Annotated in this window: 29 protein-coding genes and 1 pseudogene; 4 read left to right on the top strand and 26 right to left on the bottom strand. The window is 67.9% G+C overall.

Going from position 1 to position 12,988, the window contains the following annotated elements:
• Positions 1 to 521 precede the first annotated feature (521 nt).
• The 26 genes and pseudogenes from ACFPJ1_RS40575 to ACFPJ1_RS40450 all read right to left on the bottom strand — a co-directional run.
• Positions 522 to 938: pseudogene (locus ACFPJ1_RS40575) on the bottom strand (DNA methyltransferase); the annotation flags it as partial.
• Positions 935 to 1,465, bottom strand: a complete 531-nt coding sequence (locus tag ACFPJ1_RS40570) for a hypothetical protein (protein WP_380111710.1) — start codon at positions 1,463 to 1,465, stop codon at positions 935 to 937. The gene ACFPJ1_RS40570 and the pseudogene ACFPJ1_RS40575, both read right to left, overlap by 4 nt.
• Positions 1,462 to 1,722: a hypothetical protein gene (locus ACFPJ1_RS40565; RefSeq protein ID WP_380111709.1), complete on the bottom strand. Its 261-nt coding sequence runs from the start codon at positions 1,720 to 1,722 to the stop codon at positions 1,462 to 1,464. Before ACFPJ1_RS40565 ends, ACFPJ1_RS40570 begins: the two co-directional genes overlap by 4 nt.
• Positions 1,719 to 2,546 (bottom strand): hypothetical protein, encoded by an 828-nt coding sequence (locus ACFPJ1_RS40560; protein WP_380111708.1) that lies wholly within the window; start codon positions 2,544 to 2,546, stop codon positions 1,719 to 1,721. Before ACFPJ1_RS40560 ends, ACFPJ1_RS40565 begins: the two co-directional genes overlap by 4 nt.
• Positions 2,543 to 3,013 (bottom strand): RNA polymerase sigma factor sigma-70 region 4 domain-containing protein, encoded by a 471-nt coding sequence (locus tag ACFPJ1_RS40555; RefSeq protein WP_380111707.1) that lies wholly within the window; start codon positions 3,011 to 3,013, stop codon positions 2,543 to 2,545. Before ACFPJ1_RS40555 ends, ACFPJ1_RS40560 begins: the two co-directional genes overlap by 4 nt.
• Positions 3,010 to 3,336: a hypothetical protein gene (locus ACFPJ1_RS40550; RefSeq protein ID WP_380111706.1), complete on the bottom strand. Its 327-nt coding sequence runs from the start codon at positions 3,334 to 3,336 to the stop codon at positions 3,010 to 3,012. The genes ACFPJ1_RS40555 and ACFPJ1_RS40550 overlap by 4 nt, the downstream gene beginning before the upstream one ends.
• Positions 3,333 to 3,614, bottom strand: coding sequence for a hypothetical protein (locus tag ACFPJ1_RS40545; protein ID WP_380111705.1), 282 nt, complete (start codon positions 3,612 to 3,614; stop codon positions 3,333 to 3,335). Before ACFPJ1_RS40545 ends, ACFPJ1_RS40550 begins: the two co-directional genes overlap by 4 nt.
• A 15-nt stretch (positions 3,615 to 3,629) precedes the next feature.
• The gene (locus tag ACFPJ1_RS40540; RefSeq protein WP_380111704.1) at positions 3,630 to 4,022 is read right to left on the bottom strand and encodes a RusA family crossover junction endodeoxyribonuclease; all 393 of its coding nucleotides are present in this window, start codon (positions 4,020 to 4,022) and stop codon (positions 3,630 to 3,632) included.
• On the bottom strand, positions 4,019 to 4,198 hold the full coding sequence (locus ACFPJ1_RS40535; protein WP_380111703.1) for a hypothetical protein: 180 nt from the start codon (positions 4,196 to 4,198) through the stop codon (positions 4,019 to 4,021). The genes ACFPJ1_RS40540 and ACFPJ1_RS40535 overlap by 4 nt, the downstream gene beginning before the upstream one ends.
• Entirely contained in the window at positions 4,195 to 4,356 is a 162-nt protein-coding gene (locus tag ACFPJ1_RS40530; protein WP_380111702.1) for a hypothetical protein, read from the bottom strand. The genes ACFPJ1_RS40535 and ACFPJ1_RS40530 overlap by 4 nt, the downstream gene beginning before the upstream one ends.
• Entirely contained in the window at positions 4,353 to 4,721 is a 369-nt protein-coding gene (locus tag ACFPJ1_RS40525; RefSeq protein ID WP_380111701.1) for a hypothetical protein, read from the bottom strand. Before ACFPJ1_RS40525 ends, ACFPJ1_RS40530 begins: the two co-directional genes overlap by 4 nt.
• Positions 4,718 to 4,924: a hypothetical protein gene (locus ACFPJ1_RS40520; RefSeq protein WP_380111700.1), complete on the bottom strand. Its 207-nt coding sequence runs from the start codon at positions 4,922 to 4,924 to the stop codon at positions 4,718 to 4,720. Before ACFPJ1_RS40520 ends, ACFPJ1_RS40525 begins: the two co-directional genes overlap by 4 nt.
• Complete coding sequence (locus ACFPJ1_RS40515) at positions 4,921 to 5,316, bottom strand: hypothetical protein (protein ID WP_380111699.1); 396 nt, start codon at positions 5,314 to 5,316, stop codon at positions 4,921 to 4,923. Before ACFPJ1_RS40515 ends, ACFPJ1_RS40520 begins: the two co-directional genes overlap by 4 nt.
• Positions 5,316 to 5,702, bottom strand: coding sequence for a hypothetical protein (locus ACFPJ1_RS40510; protein WP_380111697.1), 387 nt, complete (start codon positions 5,700 to 5,702; stop codon positions 5,316 to 5,318). Before ACFPJ1_RS40510 ends, ACFPJ1_RS40515 begins: the two co-directional genes overlap by 1 nt.
• Positions 5,703 to 5,717: 15 nt before the next feature.
• Entirely contained in the window at positions 5,718 to 5,945 is a 228-nt protein-coding gene (locus tag ACFPJ1_RS40505; protein WP_380111696.1) for a hypothetical protein, read from the bottom strand.
• Positions 5,946 to 5,959: 14 nt separating this feature from the next.
• Positions 5,960 to 6,199 carry a hypothetical protein gene (locus ACFPJ1_RS40500; RefSeq protein WP_380111695.1) on the bottom strand — a complete coding sequence of 80 codons (240 nt, stop codon included), beginning with the start codon at positions 6,197 to 6,199 and terminating at the stop codon, positions 5,960 to 5,962.
• A complete protein-coding gene (locus ACFPJ1_RS40495) occupies positions 6,196 to 7,230 on the bottom strand; it encodes a hypothetical protein (RefSeq protein WP_380111694.1) in 1,035 nt (344 codons plus the stop codon). Before ACFPJ1_RS40495 ends, ACFPJ1_RS40500 begins: the two co-directional genes overlap by 4 nt.
• On the bottom strand, positions 7,227 to 8,105 hold the full coding sequence (locus tag ACFPJ1_RS40490) for a lambda-exonuclease family protein (RefSeq protein ID WP_380111693.1): 879 nt from the start codon (positions 8,103 to 8,105) through the stop codon (positions 7,227 to 7,229). Before ACFPJ1_RS40490 ends, ACFPJ1_RS40495 begins: the two co-directional genes overlap by 4 nt.
• Entirely contained in the window at positions 8,102 to 8,254 is a 153-nt protein-coding gene (locus ACFPJ1_RS40485) for a hypothetical protein (protein ID WP_380111691.1), read from the bottom strand. Before ACFPJ1_RS40485 ends, ACFPJ1_RS40490 begins: the two co-directional genes overlap by 4 nt.
• On the bottom strand, positions 8,251 to 8,514 hold the full coding sequence (locus ACFPJ1_RS40480) for a hypothetical protein (RefSeq protein WP_380111690.1): 264 nt from the start codon (positions 8,512 to 8,514) through the stop codon (positions 8,251 to 8,253). The genes ACFPJ1_RS40485 and ACFPJ1_RS40480 overlap by 4 nt, the downstream gene beginning before the upstream one ends.
• Positions 8,511 to 8,711 (bottom strand): hypothetical protein, encoded by a 201-nt coding sequence (locus ACFPJ1_RS40475; protein ID WP_380111689.1) that lies wholly within the window; start codon positions 8,709 to 8,711, stop codon positions 8,511 to 8,513. Before ACFPJ1_RS40475 ends, ACFPJ1_RS40480 begins: the two co-directional genes overlap by 4 nt.
• Entirely contained in the window at positions 8,708 to 8,875 is a 168-nt protein-coding gene (locus ACFPJ1_RS40470) for a hypothetical protein (protein ID WP_380111687.1), read from the bottom strand. Before ACFPJ1_RS40470 ends, ACFPJ1_RS40475 begins: the two co-directional genes overlap by 4 nt.
• Positions 8,872 to 9,069: a hypothetical protein gene (locus tag ACFPJ1_RS40465; RefSeq protein ID WP_380111686.1), complete on the bottom strand. Its 198-nt coding sequence runs from the start codon at positions 9,067 to 9,069 to the stop codon at positions 8,872 to 8,874. The genes ACFPJ1_RS40470 and ACFPJ1_RS40465 overlap by 4 nt, the downstream gene beginning before the upstream one ends.
• Positions 9,066 to 9,551: a hypothetical protein gene (locus ACFPJ1_RS40460; RefSeq protein WP_380111685.1), complete on the bottom strand. Its 486-nt coding sequence runs from the start codon at positions 9,549 to 9,551 to the stop codon at positions 9,066 to 9,068. Before ACFPJ1_RS40460 ends, ACFPJ1_RS40465 begins: the two co-directional genes overlap by 4 nt.
• Before the next feature lie 175 nt (positions 9,552 to 9,726).
• Positions 9,727 to 9,933 carry a helix-turn-helix domain-containing protein gene (locus tag ACFPJ1_RS40455; protein ID WP_380111684.1) on the bottom strand — a complete coding sequence of 69 codons (207 nt, stop codon included), beginning with the start codon at positions 9,931 to 9,933 and terminating at the stop codon, positions 9,727 to 9,729.
• Positions 9,930 to 10,229 carry a helix-turn-helix domain-containing protein gene (locus tag ACFPJ1_RS40450; protein ID WP_380111683.1) on the bottom strand — a complete coding sequence of 100 codons (300 nt, stop codon included), beginning with the start codon at positions 10,227 to 10,229 and terminating at the stop codon, positions 9,930 to 9,932. The genes ACFPJ1_RS40455 and ACFPJ1_RS40450 overlap by 4 nt, the downstream gene beginning before the upstream one ends.
• A gap of 251 nt (positions 10,230 to 10,480) precedes the next feature.
• Here ACFPJ1_RS40450 and ACFPJ1_RS40445 point away from each other — a divergent pair, with 251 nt between their 5' ends.
• The 4 genes from ACFPJ1_RS40445 to ACFPJ1_RS40430 all read left to right on the top strand — a co-directional run bounded on the left by ACFPJ1_RS40445 (position 10,481) and on the right by ACFPJ1_RS40430 (position 12,982).
• Positions 10,481 to 10,909 carry a helix-turn-helix domain-containing protein gene (locus ACFPJ1_RS40445; protein WP_380111682.1) on the top strand — a complete coding sequence of 143 codons (429 nt, stop codon included), beginning with the start codon at positions 10,481 to 10,483 and terminating at the stop codon, positions 10,907 to 10,909.
• Between the two features lie 268 nt (positions 10,910 to 11,177).
• Entirely contained in the window at positions 11,178 to 11,405 is a 228-nt protein-coding gene (locus tag ACFPJ1_RS40440; RefSeq protein WP_380111681.1) for a hypothetical protein, read from the top strand.
• A 122-nt stretch (positions 11,406 to 11,527) separates the two neighbouring features.
• Positions 11,528 to 11,860 (top strand): MmpS family transport accessory protein, encoded by a 333-nt coding sequence (locus ACFPJ1_RS40435; protein ID WP_380111679.1) that lies wholly within the window; start codon positions 11,528 to 11,530, stop codon positions 11,858 to 11,860.
• A complete protein-coding gene (locus ACFPJ1_RS40430; protein ID WP_380111678.1) occupies positions 11,861 to 12,982 on the top strand; it encodes a tyrosine-type recombinase/integrase in 1,122 nt (373 codons plus the stop codon). It begins immediately after the preceding gene.
• The last annotated feature ends 6 nt before the right edge of the window (positions 12,983 to 12,988 follow it).

Below are 12,988 nucleotides of genomic sequence, written 5' to 3'. Positions count from 1 at the left end.
GACGCTGACGTAGCCGTCGCTGCGGATGAACCGGCCGCCGGACCAGTTGCCGTTCTCCTCTCGCTTACGCCCTCGTGCGGGGTTGCTGCACTTGCGGGAGCAGAAGCGGTCCTCGCCTCGTGCGAGTCGTGACGGGTAGGTGCTGAATTCCTTGCCGCACCGTTCACATTTGGTCTGCACGAGTCCTCCAAGGCGGATAGCTGTGAGCCTATCCTAGCAAGAATTGCCTTGTCGGAGTGCGGTTTCATGGCGCAAACCACTGGTTCGTGAGCGGGTTTCAACGCGGTGCCCCAGCCCTGCCACTGCTGGGCGGCGTCGGTGGCTGGTGCGGTGAGCACTGCGTCGTTGCCACTCATGGCGAGGGTGTAGTCGTCGGCCGCGTAGGTCGTTCCTTTGAACTTCGCCGCCGAGACGTTCTCGCGCGGCGCGGAGCCGTCCGGCCTTCGCTTCGTTCCTACGATCTCCCGCTCAGCACCGGCGGCCTTGTCGATCGCCTTGGACACGTCGAGGGACTTCGGGAACCCCGAGCCGTACAGCCACGCGATGCTGTCGCGGATCTCGAACCCGGCGTCCTCAACGGCTGACGCGAGGCGGTGCCAGGTGCGGGAGCCACCGAACGCGAGCATGTAGCCGCCCGGCTTGAGGACCCGGAGGCACTCGGTCGACCACTCCTCGCACCACTCCTGGAAGGTGTGTAGCGCGCGGTACTCCGGTGACGTGCGAGAGGTGCGGCCGAACACGTTGTCGCGGCCAGCGTCGGCGGCGTTGAGCGAGCGCCGGAACCCATCGGCTCCATCCCACTCGCGGCCCATGAACTCGAGCCCGTAGGGCGGGTCTGTGACGACGGCGTCAACGCTGGCAGCAGGGAGTTCGCGGAGTACGTCGAGGCAGTCGCCGTGGTGCAGGGTCACCGAGTCGTCGCGGTAGTGGACGGTCATGCTGACTCCCGCTTCGGGTCTTGTGGGATGTGGACGTCCTTGACGTCTCGCGGCAGCGCGAACATGCCTGCGGTGGCCCGCTCAAGGGCTTCCGCTCGGGCTTCTGCACGCGCCTCGGCGATGCGGCCGTCGGCGTGCATCTGGTCGCGGTCGTCGTCGCCTTGCGCAGCGGAGATGAAGGCATGGTCGCGGCCGCCGCGGTTCGTCGGAACGGATTGGCAGATGGAGCGGGCCTTGCCGCAGATGTCGCACTTGTACTCGTCGGGGACGTTGCCGCCGCCGTACCGCTTCCCGCCCTGCTGGTGCTTGGCGCGGATCATCTCCGCGCCCTTCATTGCCAGCATCACGGGGTACTGGTTCGAGCGGTTGCGGGCGATCTCGGTGCACGCCTCGGCGACGTCCACGAGTGAGCAGCCCTGGAGTTTCTCGAGGGCGGCCCGGACGGGTACCGGCTGCCAGTCGTCGCGGATCGAGATGAGGAAGGTGGCCAGGCCGCGGAGCTCGCCGGGGCTCATGCTCTCGCTCACGCTGCGGCTCCCCGTCCCGGCTTCCGTGCCTGCTGGATTTCTTCGGCGAGGCTGGCGACGGTGGCCATGGCCGCGGTCTCGTCGCCTGCCCGGTAGGCGGCGATGGCGTCGTCCATGTCCCGCTTTGCCCGCTTGGCGAGGTCTCCTCCGCGGGCCCCGACTGAGTGGAGTGCCTGCTCGAGCGGCTCGTTGCCGTAGATGGCGTTGCGGAGGGTGAGGGTGCGCCACCCGCCGGGGAGGTCTGCGTGGGTGCTCATGCGGCGCTCCTCTGGGCCATGACCAGGCCCTTCTTGGCGAACTGGACCGTCTCGGGTGCCCGGGTGCTGCGCTGCGTCAGTTCGGCTGCGAGCTCCTGTCGGCGGCGCTCCTGCTCGGCTGGGTCGTCTGCGGGTACGGCGATCGGAGGGGCGGGCGGCCTGACGGGGTGGCTGTACCTGTCGGCCCTGATCCCGGTGTGCTCCTCGATGCGACCCTCGGACCATCCCGCTGCGCGCATCCGGCGGACCACTTCGGCTCGTTCGGCCTTGGTGAGCGTGGTGATGATCTGTTCGTCGCGTCGCCCGTCGCGAACAGCGCGGATGACCATCGCCTCGTCTATCTCGTTGCGGCTCCGGTAGGTCTGCTTCTGCATCCCGAGCGGTCGCGCCTTCGGGTCGTCGATGGTGTCGTCATCCCAGGCCAGGGGTGACGGCCAGCCCCAGGCTTCGGCGAGGCGGCGGGTCTTCTCGGACGGACCGGGCGTCATGCTCAGGGCGTTGTAGACGGCGACGACTCGCTTGGCGCTGTCGACGTGGACGGATTTCGTGGAGGCCAGGTTGAGGTTGTGGAGTGTCTTGCCCACGCCGAGCCAGTTCTCGAGGTCGCGGTATCGCCAGCCGATCCGCATGAGGGCGCGGATGCGGCGCTGGGTGCCGGTTGCGTCGATGTGGCAGTAGATGGAGCGGGGCCCGCGGCGGCGCTGCTTGGCGCCACGGCGGTATGCGGAGTGGGCGGCGCGGCAGGGCGCGCAGCTCGGGACGCGGAGCTTCATGTGGGCGGTGTAACCGGCGTTGGTGCCGTGGCGCGGGTCGTCGTGCCTCATGACGCCGCCCGCCTTCCATGGGACCCGCCGCGGGGCCGGACCGGTTCGTTGTTGTTGCGGAGCGCGGTCTGGATCGCGGTCGTGGAGACGCCGAATGCGTCGGCGCACTCCTGGAGGGTCGCGCCGCGCCGGTACCGGAGGCACACCTGCTTCTGCTGCGCGTCGTCGAGCACGCGGGTCGTGTTGCGGACCTTGGCGGGGACGGCGTTGGCGAGGGTGTTCGTGTCGTCGTACTCGCCGTCGATGGCGTAGGAGTGGACGCGGTCTTTCCCTCGGCCGCCACCTTCGACGACCTGCACCTTCCCCTTGTGCCACACACCGGCGTCCACCTGGCCGCCGCGTGCGACGTACTGCTCGGTGAGCTCGGTCCACGGGAGGCCTTCGGGTTTGCGGTTCCCGCGGTGCTGGACGGGGCGGGTGGGGAGGTCGAACCAGTCGCCTCCGCCGGCGTTCTGGGTGATGGTCATGCGACATCACCGATCGCGGCCAGCCCGGCTTCAGTCAGGGTGACGGTGGATCCCCAGGAGCCCTCCAGTCGGTCCGGACGATGCCAGTTCGGCATCTTGACGTCCTCGCCGTACTCGATCAACCCGGCCGTATGCAGCGTGCGGAGCGTTCGTCCGTTGACGTGAGAGTGGCGCTCATAGCGGCCCATCATCGTCATCACCCACAGCGCGTACCGGCCGCGCGCGGCGTCGACTACCCAGCACGGGCCGCCGGGAGGCGCCTCCCTGAACTGCATGATCTTCAACAGGTTCTTCTGGGTGGCACTGAGCGTCGTGGTGGTCATGCCGCCACCGCCTGCTGCTGCTTCGTCCTGCGATACAGGCGCACTGGCGCCCGGTTGGCGGTCTCGCCGGTCGATGCCTCGTACCGGTTGGCGACGGGCCGCAGGTAGCCCTGGTTGACGGCTTGGGAGAACAGTCCGCCGCGGGACTTCTCCGGGATGTCGGCCGCCGCGAGGAGGTCGCGGAGGACGTTGCTGGAGACGTGGTGGCCGGCGGGGACCGTGTCGAGGACGCGGAGGAAGTCGGTCCAGTGTTGCGGGTTCATGGCGTTGCGTGGCATGTGAATCAGCCCCCTTCAGGCGGCAGTGGTTGGAGTGGCGGTGATGACGAGCCACATGGCCGGCGTGCGGTCGGGCAGTGACGGCGGGTGGATGCGCGGCGCGGACCAGTCGAGGTGGCTCGGGTCGTCGTCCGGGATCACTTGCGCGTCGCGGAGGCCGTCGATGGCGGGCTTGAGTGTGGCAACGAGGTTGTCGGCGTCGCGGCGTACTGCGGTCTTGGGCCGGTAGTGGAGCCGGACGTGGATGGCCTGCTGGGGCGGGATGTTGGCGGCGCGGGCGAGGGTGGTGACGTCGGCGCGGATCATGGCGGCTTTGGCAGACTTGGCTCGCCGGGCGCCGATGGTCTGGCCGCGGTCATTGAGGGACAGGGGCGGCTTCTCGTAGGGGAGGTCGAGGGTCCACATCACCTGGTCGCTCCCTTCAGGTTGCTGAGGCTGGTGGTGACGGCGTCGTCTTGCCGGTAGGTCTTGGCCGGCTGGTCGCTGAGCCATTTCCGTGCGAGCCATGCGCCGATGGGGAGGCCGAGGGTGATGCCTCCGAGTGCTCCGCCGGCGAGGCTGAGTGCGGCTTGCGCGCGGGTCATCGCTGGGCCTCCTCGGCGAGGTATTGCTCGAGCTTCTTGATGCCGCGGGCGGCTTGGTAGCTGATGAGCCGGTTGCGCTCTTCGGCCTGTCGCTTGGCTGCTTGGAGGCGTTCGGCCATGCCGAAGGTGAGCGGGATCGACTTGTCGGGGTCGCTCATACGAACCACACCCCGAGGAAGGCGCCGCGCGCCTTGTTGCCTTCGGGCTTCTCGTCGGTGCTCGCTGGGAAGAGGTCGAACGCGTGGCCGTTGCCGCAGAGGCAGTTTCCTCGGACGGCAGGGACGTTCCGGAACCAGCCGACCATCGCCTCGGGGGCGTGGTAGGACGCTCCCCAGATGGTGGTGGGCTCGTCGCGGTAGTCCTCCCAGGTGCGTCCGCTGTACGGGTCCCAATCCCCCTCGGCAGCGAGGTCGAGCATGAGTTGGTCGAGGTCGACCTCGTGATTGAGGACGACGAGCGGGCCGGAGTCCTCGATCGACTCGATGCGGCGGACGCCTTCGGGGAGTGCGGTCGTGGTGCTCACGCGGTCACCTGCTCGGCGTTGATGGCCCACTGCAGGCGGCCGACGAGGCAGGTGCAGCCCGGTTCGCCCCCGAGGGTGAACGAGATGCAGCCGTTGAAGTGGATGGCGTCGGCGATGCGTTCGGCGACGGCGGCGCGGAGGTCCTGCTCGGGGGTGAGGTCGTCTGCGCCGTGGAAGGTGGCGGCGAGCTTGGAGTTGGTCATGCGACGCCGCCAGCCTCGGTCGCCATGCGGATGACAGCCGTCAGGTTGAGCTTCCCGTCGACCGCCTCGTCGATCGCGTCCCGACGGAACTGCGTGGCCACCTCGGCCTTCACGGTGGCCTCGTCGCGGAACACGCCAGCAGCGAGCAGGGCGTCGGCCAGGTAGTCAGCCGGGGCGGGCGACTGCCGGTACTGGGCTTCCTTGATCACCTCGGTGACGCGCTCCTGGCTGGCGATCGGGGCGGACTCGGCCGGGTGGTCGTTGAGCAGGGATCGGAGAACATCCACCCCGACGCGGGCCGGAACTGGCCGAGTCCCCTCCTCGCGGCGCATCGCCTCGCGCCGGTCGGCCTTGACGCACATGTCTTCCAGGACTTCCCGCAGCCCGGTCATCAGTTGGCCGCCTTGCAGGCGTCGCGGGAGGTCTTGTACGTGGCGAGCGCGGCGGTCAACTGCTTGTTGAGCGCGTCCATCTTCACGTTCGCGGCGGTGATGCCGTCGGCGTCGAGGTTCGACGCGGCGTCCATGGCCTCGCCTAGGATCCCGAACCCTTCCCCTGCGGTGGCGATGACCGTGTCGGCGTCGGTGAGGGCGGTGGTGCAGATCGCGGGGGTGACCTCGGTGGTGACGGTCGTCTCGACCGGGGTCGGGGTGACGACCGGGTGGGTGGAGGCGTAGGTCGCGGTCTCGGTGGCGTTCTGGTCGTTCCAGGCGACGGCGGTGAGTGCGCCGACTACGGCCAGGGTGCCGACGATGGCGGCGGTGGTGATCTTCTTCATGGGCTCGGTTCCTTGTCAGTTCGTGTTGGTGGTGGGCTGGTCGGCCCAGGTGATTCGGACGGTCGCCATCGCGGGCTTCGCGGCGGTGCCGGCCGGGACGTACTCGGTCGGGACCGTGGTCGTCACCGTGTGCAGGTCGCGCGGATCGTGCGGCTTCTGGGAGCAGCGGAGGTTGTGGTACGGCTCGCCGGGGAAGCAGATCCGCGCGAGGCACCGGCGGGACAGCTCCGCCTTCGTTGGCACGGTCGCGGCCTTGGTCACGACGTGGCCAAGCAGTCAGGGCACTCACTGATCGGCAGGTCGTTGCCGTGACCATGGACCGGGCAGTGATGCTGCGGACCTTCGTACGTCTCGGGCGAGAATCCTCCCGGGTAGCAGTTGCACTGCTTCGCCTGCTGCGCGAGGGACAGCGGACAGCGGTCGGGGTTGTGATGCGCGCCGGTCGCCGTGTAGTCGAAGTCCGTTCGCCCGGCCGGGCAGGTGCAGGTGTCGGTCATGCCGCACCGCCCGACTGCCACGCCTTGTCTGCCTCGGCAGCCGCCGCGTCCGGGACGATCTCCGCGTCGATGACCTCGCCCGTTGCCGTGTCGGTCGCGCCGGCCTCGGTGCGGATGAGCTGGTCGAGCTTGTCGATGACCTTCGACGCCTCGTCCTTCGACAGTTCGTTGCGGGATGCAACGTCGCGGCCGATGATGGACATGACGTAGTCGAGGGCTTCCTTGCGCTCGGTGATCCCGGCGGTCTTCATCTGGACGCCGAGCTTCTTGATCTGCGCATCGGTGATGGTGCCGCGCTCGGGCTTGTCCTGGACGATCTCCGCGTCCGGGATGTCCCCCGCCGTCGGCGTCGGGTTCTCGTGCGAGACCGGGTTCGCCCCGTTCAGGATCGGACCCTCCGGCGCCGGGTAGTCCTGCGTTGGCTGGCCCGCGGCCTCCCGCAGGGTCATGCCCGGCCGGTGGGCGGGACGTTCGTCGCGGACCTGCTCAACGACGATCTCGCCGTCACCATCGACCTCGGCGCCCAACTCCTCCGGGGTGTAGTGCATCCCCGACAGGGCCTCTTCGCAGGCGTCGCGGGCAACCTCGGAGATCGCGCGGGCCTTCAGCATCGCGGCCGGGTACTTCTTCCACACGTCCTTCCCGACCAGCCCCGCAGCCTTCGCCCGGTCGAGCGTCCACTCCGACTCGAACGTGAACTCCGGGTCGTCACTCCGGACGATCTGCGCGACAGCCCGCTGGTCGTTGCCCGTCACCCGCAGCCGGTGGCCGGCGCGACGGACCAGCGCCGAGATCAGCGCCGCCGACGCGGACGGCTTGCCCTCGATGACGTGGATGCCGGTGATCGCCGCCATCGGCGGGAGCTGCAGCATCTCGGCGTACTCGATCGCGAACAGGAGGTTCGCGGGCTGCTTCTGGTACTGCCGCGGCAGGAGCGCTGACGACGCGAGGTGCTGGGCGTAGTCGACCTTGTCGGCGAGGCTGCCCATCCGGACAGCGGGCAGGTTCATGGTGGGCTCGGTGGTGGTCATGATGCGATTCCCCTCGGTTGCTTCGTGAGGCCACGCGCTGCCTCGATCCACGGCGTTCCGCCGTTGCGGGCCTTGCGGGTGGCGATGTGCTTCTTGCCGACGACAGCGCGGCGGCCAGTGCCGGTCGCGTCAGCGACGAGCGCCTTCACGTGCTGCGCCCGCACCTCCGCCGCCTCCAGGTCGATCAGCGCCTCGGTGAAGTCCCGCGCCAAGTCGGCCGAGATCTCCACGTCGAGCGTCCGGTCGATCTCCGGGTGCAGCTTCCGCACCGACTGATACGTCGAGTCGTGCCCATCCAGCGCGGGCGGCGTACCAGCCTCGATGCTGGCCAGGAACGCGGCGGCCCGCTCGATCGCGAACGCGGCGTCGTCCTCGTCGTACTCGACGACAAACTCCTTCATGTCCAGGTACGGGCCGAGGACCGCGAAGTGGGTGACCTCTCGGCCAGTGATGGCCATCCCCCACATCGCCTGCGCCCGGTACCAAACCGGGACCTGGTCCGTGCCCGACTGCCCCCACTCGTCGCCGCGGGCATCCGTCTTCACCTCGAGCACAGCGCCCGTACCGACCAGCCCATCCGGGTTCGTCACCATCCACGGCTGCTCGACGCTGGCCCAGGTGCCGGCCGGGTAGACGACGTCCCACTCCGGGTGCTGGTCGCGGAACCAGGCGACGATGCCGGGCTCGAGGTAGTGGCCTCGGGCCATGACGTCGGTCTGCGCTTCGGGCTCCTCGTTGCCCGCCATCAACTGCCACAGGGTGTAGGGCGAGGTCCACGGCGAGAGGCCGAGGACAGCGCTGACCTTGCTGGCGGTCATGACCTTCAGCCACTCGGGGCTGCCGGGGATGAGGTCGGGGATCTGCTGGGCGGTCATGACGCCTCCTCGAACCGTTCGGGGTCGCACGGCGGCTCGGGCGGGACGTCGGACAGATTGGGCTCGTCTTCGCTCGGGTCGTACATATGCAGCAGGCAGTCCGGGGAGATCCCCAGACCGGGGCATGCGCAGCGGCGCTTGGTGGTCATGAGAAGACCTCCGGCTCTTGCTTCCAGCAGTCCGGGCACACGGGCTGTGGGCGGCCGTCGACGAGGAGGAGCTTCGGTTCCGCGTCCTTGGTGTCGAACACGTCGCCGCAGAGCGCGCAGTCCTCTTCGGGCTTGCAGTGCGGGCAGTCGGCCCACTTGTCGCCGTGGCATTCCTGTCCGCCTCGGCTGCCGCACTGGCCGCAGTTGACGGTGTAGACGGTCCACTCGCTGCCGGTGGTCTGCTCGGTGGTGGTGCTCACGACTTGCCCCCGCCCAGTCCGGCGCGGAGCTCGCGGAGCCTGGTGATGAGCAGTTCGTTCTGCTGCATCAGTGCGACGGCGATCGCGGCAGTGAGCAAGTCCAGGAAGGCGGCGGCCTTCTGTTCCGGTGTTGCCCGAACCCAGGCGGCGATGTCTTCGATGTTCTCGTCGTCGGTGTACGGCTCGATGGCGCTCATGAGGCCACGTCCTGCCGGTCGGTGATCCACTTCCGGCACGCGCGGAGGGTCTTCGCCTTGAACATCGGGCCCATGTGTCCGGGGCTGAACACGCCCCAGAACGCGCCGCGCTTCTCGACCGAGTAGCCGTCGACCCTCCACAGTCCAGCTCGGACTTGCCTCATGCCGTGGCCTCCGGGTCCTGGTCGATGAGACGGATTCGGCCGTCCTTTGCGAGCGCTTCGAGGTGCCGCTGGGCGTACTCGCTCGGCGTCTCCCCCGGGATCAGTGCGTTGTTCGCGATCGCCTGGAGGACAGAGACGGCGTAGCCAGCGGTCTCGTGGTAGCGGCCAGCGACTGCGAGGTACTTGGTGCTCACAGCGCACCCCGCTCGTACTCGGCGTTGCCGGAGACGTTGAGGACCTCGATGACGGTCGCGCCCGGGTTCCCCTCAAGCGCTGCCTCGGCGGCGGCCTCTTCGGTCTCGGCGGCGAACCACTCGGTCAACGGCAGGTCGGAGCGGGCGGGCTGCCGGTAGGTGACTGCGTACGCGTCCCACTCCGTGACGGGGATGGGGCGGTGCTCGATCGGCTCGGACGGGAAGCTGTCGACGACCGGGGTGCACACGGCGCACCAGATCGACGGCGACGGCAGCGCCGGGTTCTCGAGGCAGCGGAGGCAAGTGAAGCCGTCCGGGACGATCTCCAGGGACTCCGCCGGGGCGAGCCGGGCTTCGTGGTCGGTCTCGTCGGCGGTGAGGGTGTCGAACATGTCCCGGGCGCCCTGGATGTTCAGCGCGAGGGCGACGGAGGCGACGGCGATGAGAGAGGCGATGCCGAGGATCCAGGCGAGGGTGCTCATCAGCGCACCAATGTGAAGTGGATGCCGGCGCCGACGACGGAGAGGAACAGCAGCACTTCTGCTGCGGTCCAGATCGCGGTGGTGAGGTGCTTCATGGGTAGACTCCCCTGCTAGTTCTGGAACCCGGGCCTCGTCTGCTTGCTGGCGGTGAGGTGCCGGGTTTCGGCTTTCTGGGTCAGGACGCGACTGCGTGGTCGCGGAGGTACTTGTCGAGCTCGGTTCGCGATACGCGGTAGTTCGGGCGGCGCGAGGCGGCGATGTTGACGGCGGCGAGTTCGCCACGCCGGATGAGTCGGCGGATGTGTTCGGCGGACGCCGCCAGTTCCTCGGCGATCTGGTCGACGGTGAGCAGCGGCGCGTGCCTGCCGTTCTCGCCACTCACGCTGCACTCCTCCGCTTCGCGGTTTGTCCAGTGTTACTGGACAGTCTGGCCACGAAAAGGTCGTCGATGCCGACACCGAGGTACTCCGCGATGCGGGCGGCCCGGTCGGGCTGGACGCTCTTGATCTCGCCTCGCAGGATGCGGCCGAGGTACGAGTGCGAAGCCTTGGGTCCCCACACTGCTTCTGCGAGTTCTCGGTGGGTGACTTCCTGGATGACCATCAGCTTCACGATCTTCTTCGGATCGAGCACCTTCATGTACAGCTCCGGAAGCTTGGCGCGGGTGGGTCGGCTCACTGTATCTCCTGGCGGGTCATGGTGTCCAGTGACACTCCTCAGAGTGTGTGGGCACGGTGTCCAGAAGTCAACCGGGTTGGCTCAAAGAATCCGCAGGCCGCAGGTGGGGCGTGCGTTTCGGCACTTCAACCGGCCGATACATTGGTGCCCAAGGGGCTGTGCAGTGTCGGTGCCCAGCCTGTTAGGTGAAGTGCGCCTGCTGGGTGAGCATGTTGCTCACGGGGTCGTAGAAGGGTCGAGCTATGGGTCGGTTGTGGGACCTCATCCAGACGCACATCGACAACGCGCCGTATCCGCCGTCGGAGAGACAGGTGGCGGCGAAGCTGGGGGTCTCGCCGAACGCGTTGCGGTTCTGGCGGGAGCCGAAGAAGCTGCCGTCGAGGGAGAACCTTCAGGCGATCGCGGACCTGGTGGGCGTGCGCTACTCGGTGGTCTTGGATGCGGCGCTGTTTGACACGGGGTACCACGAGAACGCGGCGGTCACACCTCTTCGTCGCCGCCCGGCTGCCACAGTCGAGGCGGAGCTGCAGGCGGCCGAACAGGACCTAGCCGAGTTGCCGAGGGTGGCCGGCGCGGAGGGTAAGCGGGCGGAGCTTCAGGCCATCGTGGACAGGCTGAAGGCAGAGCTGAGTTCGTCACGCCGCGCAACCCCTTCGGCCGATTCCGTAGCCAAATCGTGACCTGATGACCTGTAGCGATCCCCTCCGTTGTATCGATCAACTAGGCACAGACACCGGCCGTCCGATCTCACTCGGAAGCCACCGAAGAACCCGTCCGACCGGCGCCTGGCGTAAATACTTAACGGGCGACATGGGGAAAGGTGACGAGGTGGCGAGAAGAATCTGTCTCGGAAGACAACGACGTACTCAACTGCCGCTGTATGCCCTGGGGGGGTACGTCCTGTCAGGAGTGCTGCTGTGCACGGGAGGTGCACAGCCGTTCGGAACGATGTTGCGCGCGCCGCTGATGATCAGTGCGATCTTCGCGCTCATTGCCGGCGGGCTGGTGCATCTCCTCGACAAGAGCGAGCGGCACAACGCGGCGATGCTCGAGAAGATCGAGAACTCGGTCGGCGACGTGTGGGATGCGGGCAAGCGGTCCGGCAAGCGGGAGCGGGCCTTGGAGGATTCGGTGCCGCCGCCGCTGGCCGTGGTGCACGATCTGAGTCCGCGGTGAGCGATTCTGCGGGACTCCCGGCTGGTGCTATCAGCCGGGAGGCCCTGCAGTGGAGACGGTGGGGGCTTAGGTCTTTGACGCTAACAGGGGCGCTCGTATTTCTGTTGGCCTTGTCGGATTGTGTGGGTGACGAATCGGCGACAACCTCACAGTCGCCGAAGGTCGTGTTCTACGGCGAGGGCACCGGGACGAGCGGGGCCGCGGTGACGATGAAGACGGAGACTGGCGGCACGATCCAGCTGGACGTCTCGTTGCCGATTAGGAACGCCGAGACTGGTGAGCTCGGCATGATGTCAGAGCGGTTCAAGCGCGGCGACTTCCTGTACATCTCGGCGCAGAACAAGGGGGAGGCCGGGTCGATCACGTGCCGCATCGAGGTCAACGGCAAGGTGATCGACGAGGCCACCTCGAGCGGCGCGTACAAGATAGCGAGCTGCCAGGGGAAGGTGCCGTAGATGGGGCACGTCAAGGATCTGTGGACGAAGCCTGGTCCGAACGGCCGTCGTGTCCGTTCGGATCGCTACGGTCAGGGGAAGCGTTGGCTTGCCCGCTGGGTCGATCCGACGGGCCGGGAAGAGAGCCGCGCGTTCAAGTCGAAGGACGCGGCGCAGGACCACATCGCCCGGATGGACATCTCGGTCCGCGACGGCAGTTACCTGGATCCTCGCAGCGGGCGTCAGACGTTCCGTGAGTACGCGGAGAAGTGGCGTGCCGACCAACTGCATCACCGCGTCGCGACCGCCACGCAGACCGAGTCTCGACTGAGGCTCCACGCCTACCCGGTGTTCGGCGACAAGCCGATCAGCATGATCAGCCGGCGGGACATCCAGGACGCGATCAACCTCGCGACGAAGAAGCTCGACGCGTCCACGGTCGACACCTTCTATGGCCGCCTGGTAGCGGTCTTCTCCTCGGCGGTCCTCGACCGGGTGATCCGGGATTCGCCGTGCGTGAAGATCAGCCTGCCGGAGATCACGAAGCCGCCTGTCGTGGTGCTGGGGCCTGATCAGGTGAGCAAGATCCGGCTGGCGATGCCCGAGAGGTACGCGGCGGCTGTGACCGTGGCCGCGGCGTCTGGCCTGCGCCCTGGCGAGCTGTTCGGGCTGACGGTCGACCGGCTCGAGGGGTCGTGCGACAACGTGGTCCTGGTGGTGGACCGGCAGCAGGCGCGCAAGGCGGGGACGTGGGGGCCGCCGAAGACGGCGACGAGCAACCGGCGGGTGGAGCTCGGGCTGTTCGCGTCCCGGGCGCTGTGGGCGCATCTGAATCGGTTCGGCGAAGGCTGGCATGGGCACGTGTTCACGACGCGGCGCCAGACCGAGGTGAGCAAGACGACTCAGGGTCAGGTCTGGGGTGGCGCGATCGGGGGCATGAACCTGCCGGATCGGTCTGGTTGGCATGCGCTGAGGCATCACCATGCGTCGGTGTTGATCCGCGCCGGCCTGTCGGTGCCTGCGGTCGCGGACCGGTTGGGCCACAAGAACCAGAAGGAAACCTACGACACGTACGTGCACCTGTGGCCTGACGACAAGGACCGGATCGTCGCCGCGGTGGATGCTGCTCTGGCTGGGCTCTGACGGAAC

It is taken from the genome of Kribbella qitaiheensis, from assembly GCF_042657745.1.
Lineage (GTDB): Bacteria > Actinomycetota > Actinomycetes > Propionibacteriales > Kribbellaceae > Kribbella > Kribbella qitaiheensis.
This window is presented reverse-complemented; position numbering and strand designations above follow the sequence as displayed.

Coding starts and splice junctions, on each gene's coding strand:
- ACFPJ1_RS40550 (WP_380111706.1), bottom strand. CDS start 3,336: ATGACCACCACGACGCTCAGTGCCACCCAGAAGAACCTGTTGAAGATC.
- ACFPJ1_RS40520 (WP_380111700.1), bottom strand. CDS start 4,924: ATGACCAACTCCAAGCTCGCCGCCACCTTCCACGGCGCAGACGACCTC.
- ACFPJ1_RS40545 (WP_380111705.1), bottom strand. CDS start 3,614: ATGCCACGCAACGCCATGAACCCGCAACACTGGACCGACTTCCTCCGC.
- ACFPJ1_RS40530 (WP_380111702.1), bottom strand. CDS start 4,356: ATGAGCGACCCCGACAAGTCGATCCCGCTCACCTTCGGCATGGCCGAA.
- ACFPJ1_RS40515 (WP_380111699.1), bottom strand. CDS start 5,316: ATGACCGGGCTGCGGGAAGTCCTGGAAGACATGTGCGTCAAGGCCGAC.
- ACFPJ1_RS40460 (WP_380111685.1), bottom strand. CDS start 9,551: ATGAGCACCCTCGCCTGGATCCTCGGCATCGCCTCTCTCATCGCCGTC.
- ACFPJ1_RS40490 (WP_380111693.1), bottom strand. CDS start 8,105: ATGACCGCCCAGCAGATCCCCGACCTCATCCCCGGCAGCCCCGAGTGG.
- ACFPJ1_RS40475 (WP_380111689.1), bottom strand. CDS start 8,711: ATGAGCGCCATCGAGCCGTACACCGACGACGAGAACATCGAAGACATC.
- ACFPJ1_RS40500 (WP_380111695.1), bottom strand. CDS start 6,199: ATGACCGACACCTGCACCTGCCCGGCCGGGCGAACGGACTTCGACTAC.
- ACFPJ1_RS40555 (WP_380111707.1), bottom strand. CDS start 3,013: ATGACCATCACCCAGAACGCCGGCGGAGGCGACTGGTTCGACCTCCCC.
- ACFPJ1_RS40470 (WP_380111687.1), bottom strand. CDS start 8,875: ATGAGGCAAGTCCGAGCTGGACTGTGGAGGGTCGACGGCTACTCGGTC.
- ACFPJ1_RS40430 (WP_380111678.1), top strand. CDS start 11,861: ATGGGGCACGTCAAGGATCTGTGGACGAAGCCTGGTCCGAACGGCCGT.
- ACFPJ1_RS40485 (WP_380111691.1), bottom strand. CDS start 8,254: ATGACCACCAAGCGCCGCTGCGCATGCCCCGGTCTGGGGATCTCCCCG.
- ACFPJ1_RS40535 (WP_380111703.1), bottom strand. CDS start 4,198: ATGACCCGCGCGCAAGCCGCACTCAGCCTCGCCGGCGGAGCACTCGGA.
- ACFPJ1_RS40495 (WP_380111694.1), bottom strand. CDS start 7,230: ATGACCACCACCGAGCCCACCATGAACCTGCCCGCTGTCCGGATGGGC.
- ACFPJ1_RS40565 (WP_380111709.1), bottom strand. CDS start 1,722: ATGAGCACCCACGCAGACCTCCCCGGCGGGTGGCGCACCCTCACCCTC.
- ACFPJ1_RS40560 (WP_380111708.1), bottom strand. CDS start 2,546: ATGAGGCACGACGACCCGCGCCACGGCACCAACGCCGGTTACACCGCC.
- ACFPJ1_RS40510 (WP_380111697.1), bottom strand. CDS start 5,702: ATGAAGAAGATCACCACCGCCGCCATCGTCGGCACCCTGGCCGTAGTC.
- ACFPJ1_RS40440 (WP_380111681.1), top strand. CDS start 11,178: ATGTTGCGCGCGCCGCTGATGATCAGTGCGATCTTCGCGCTCATTGCC.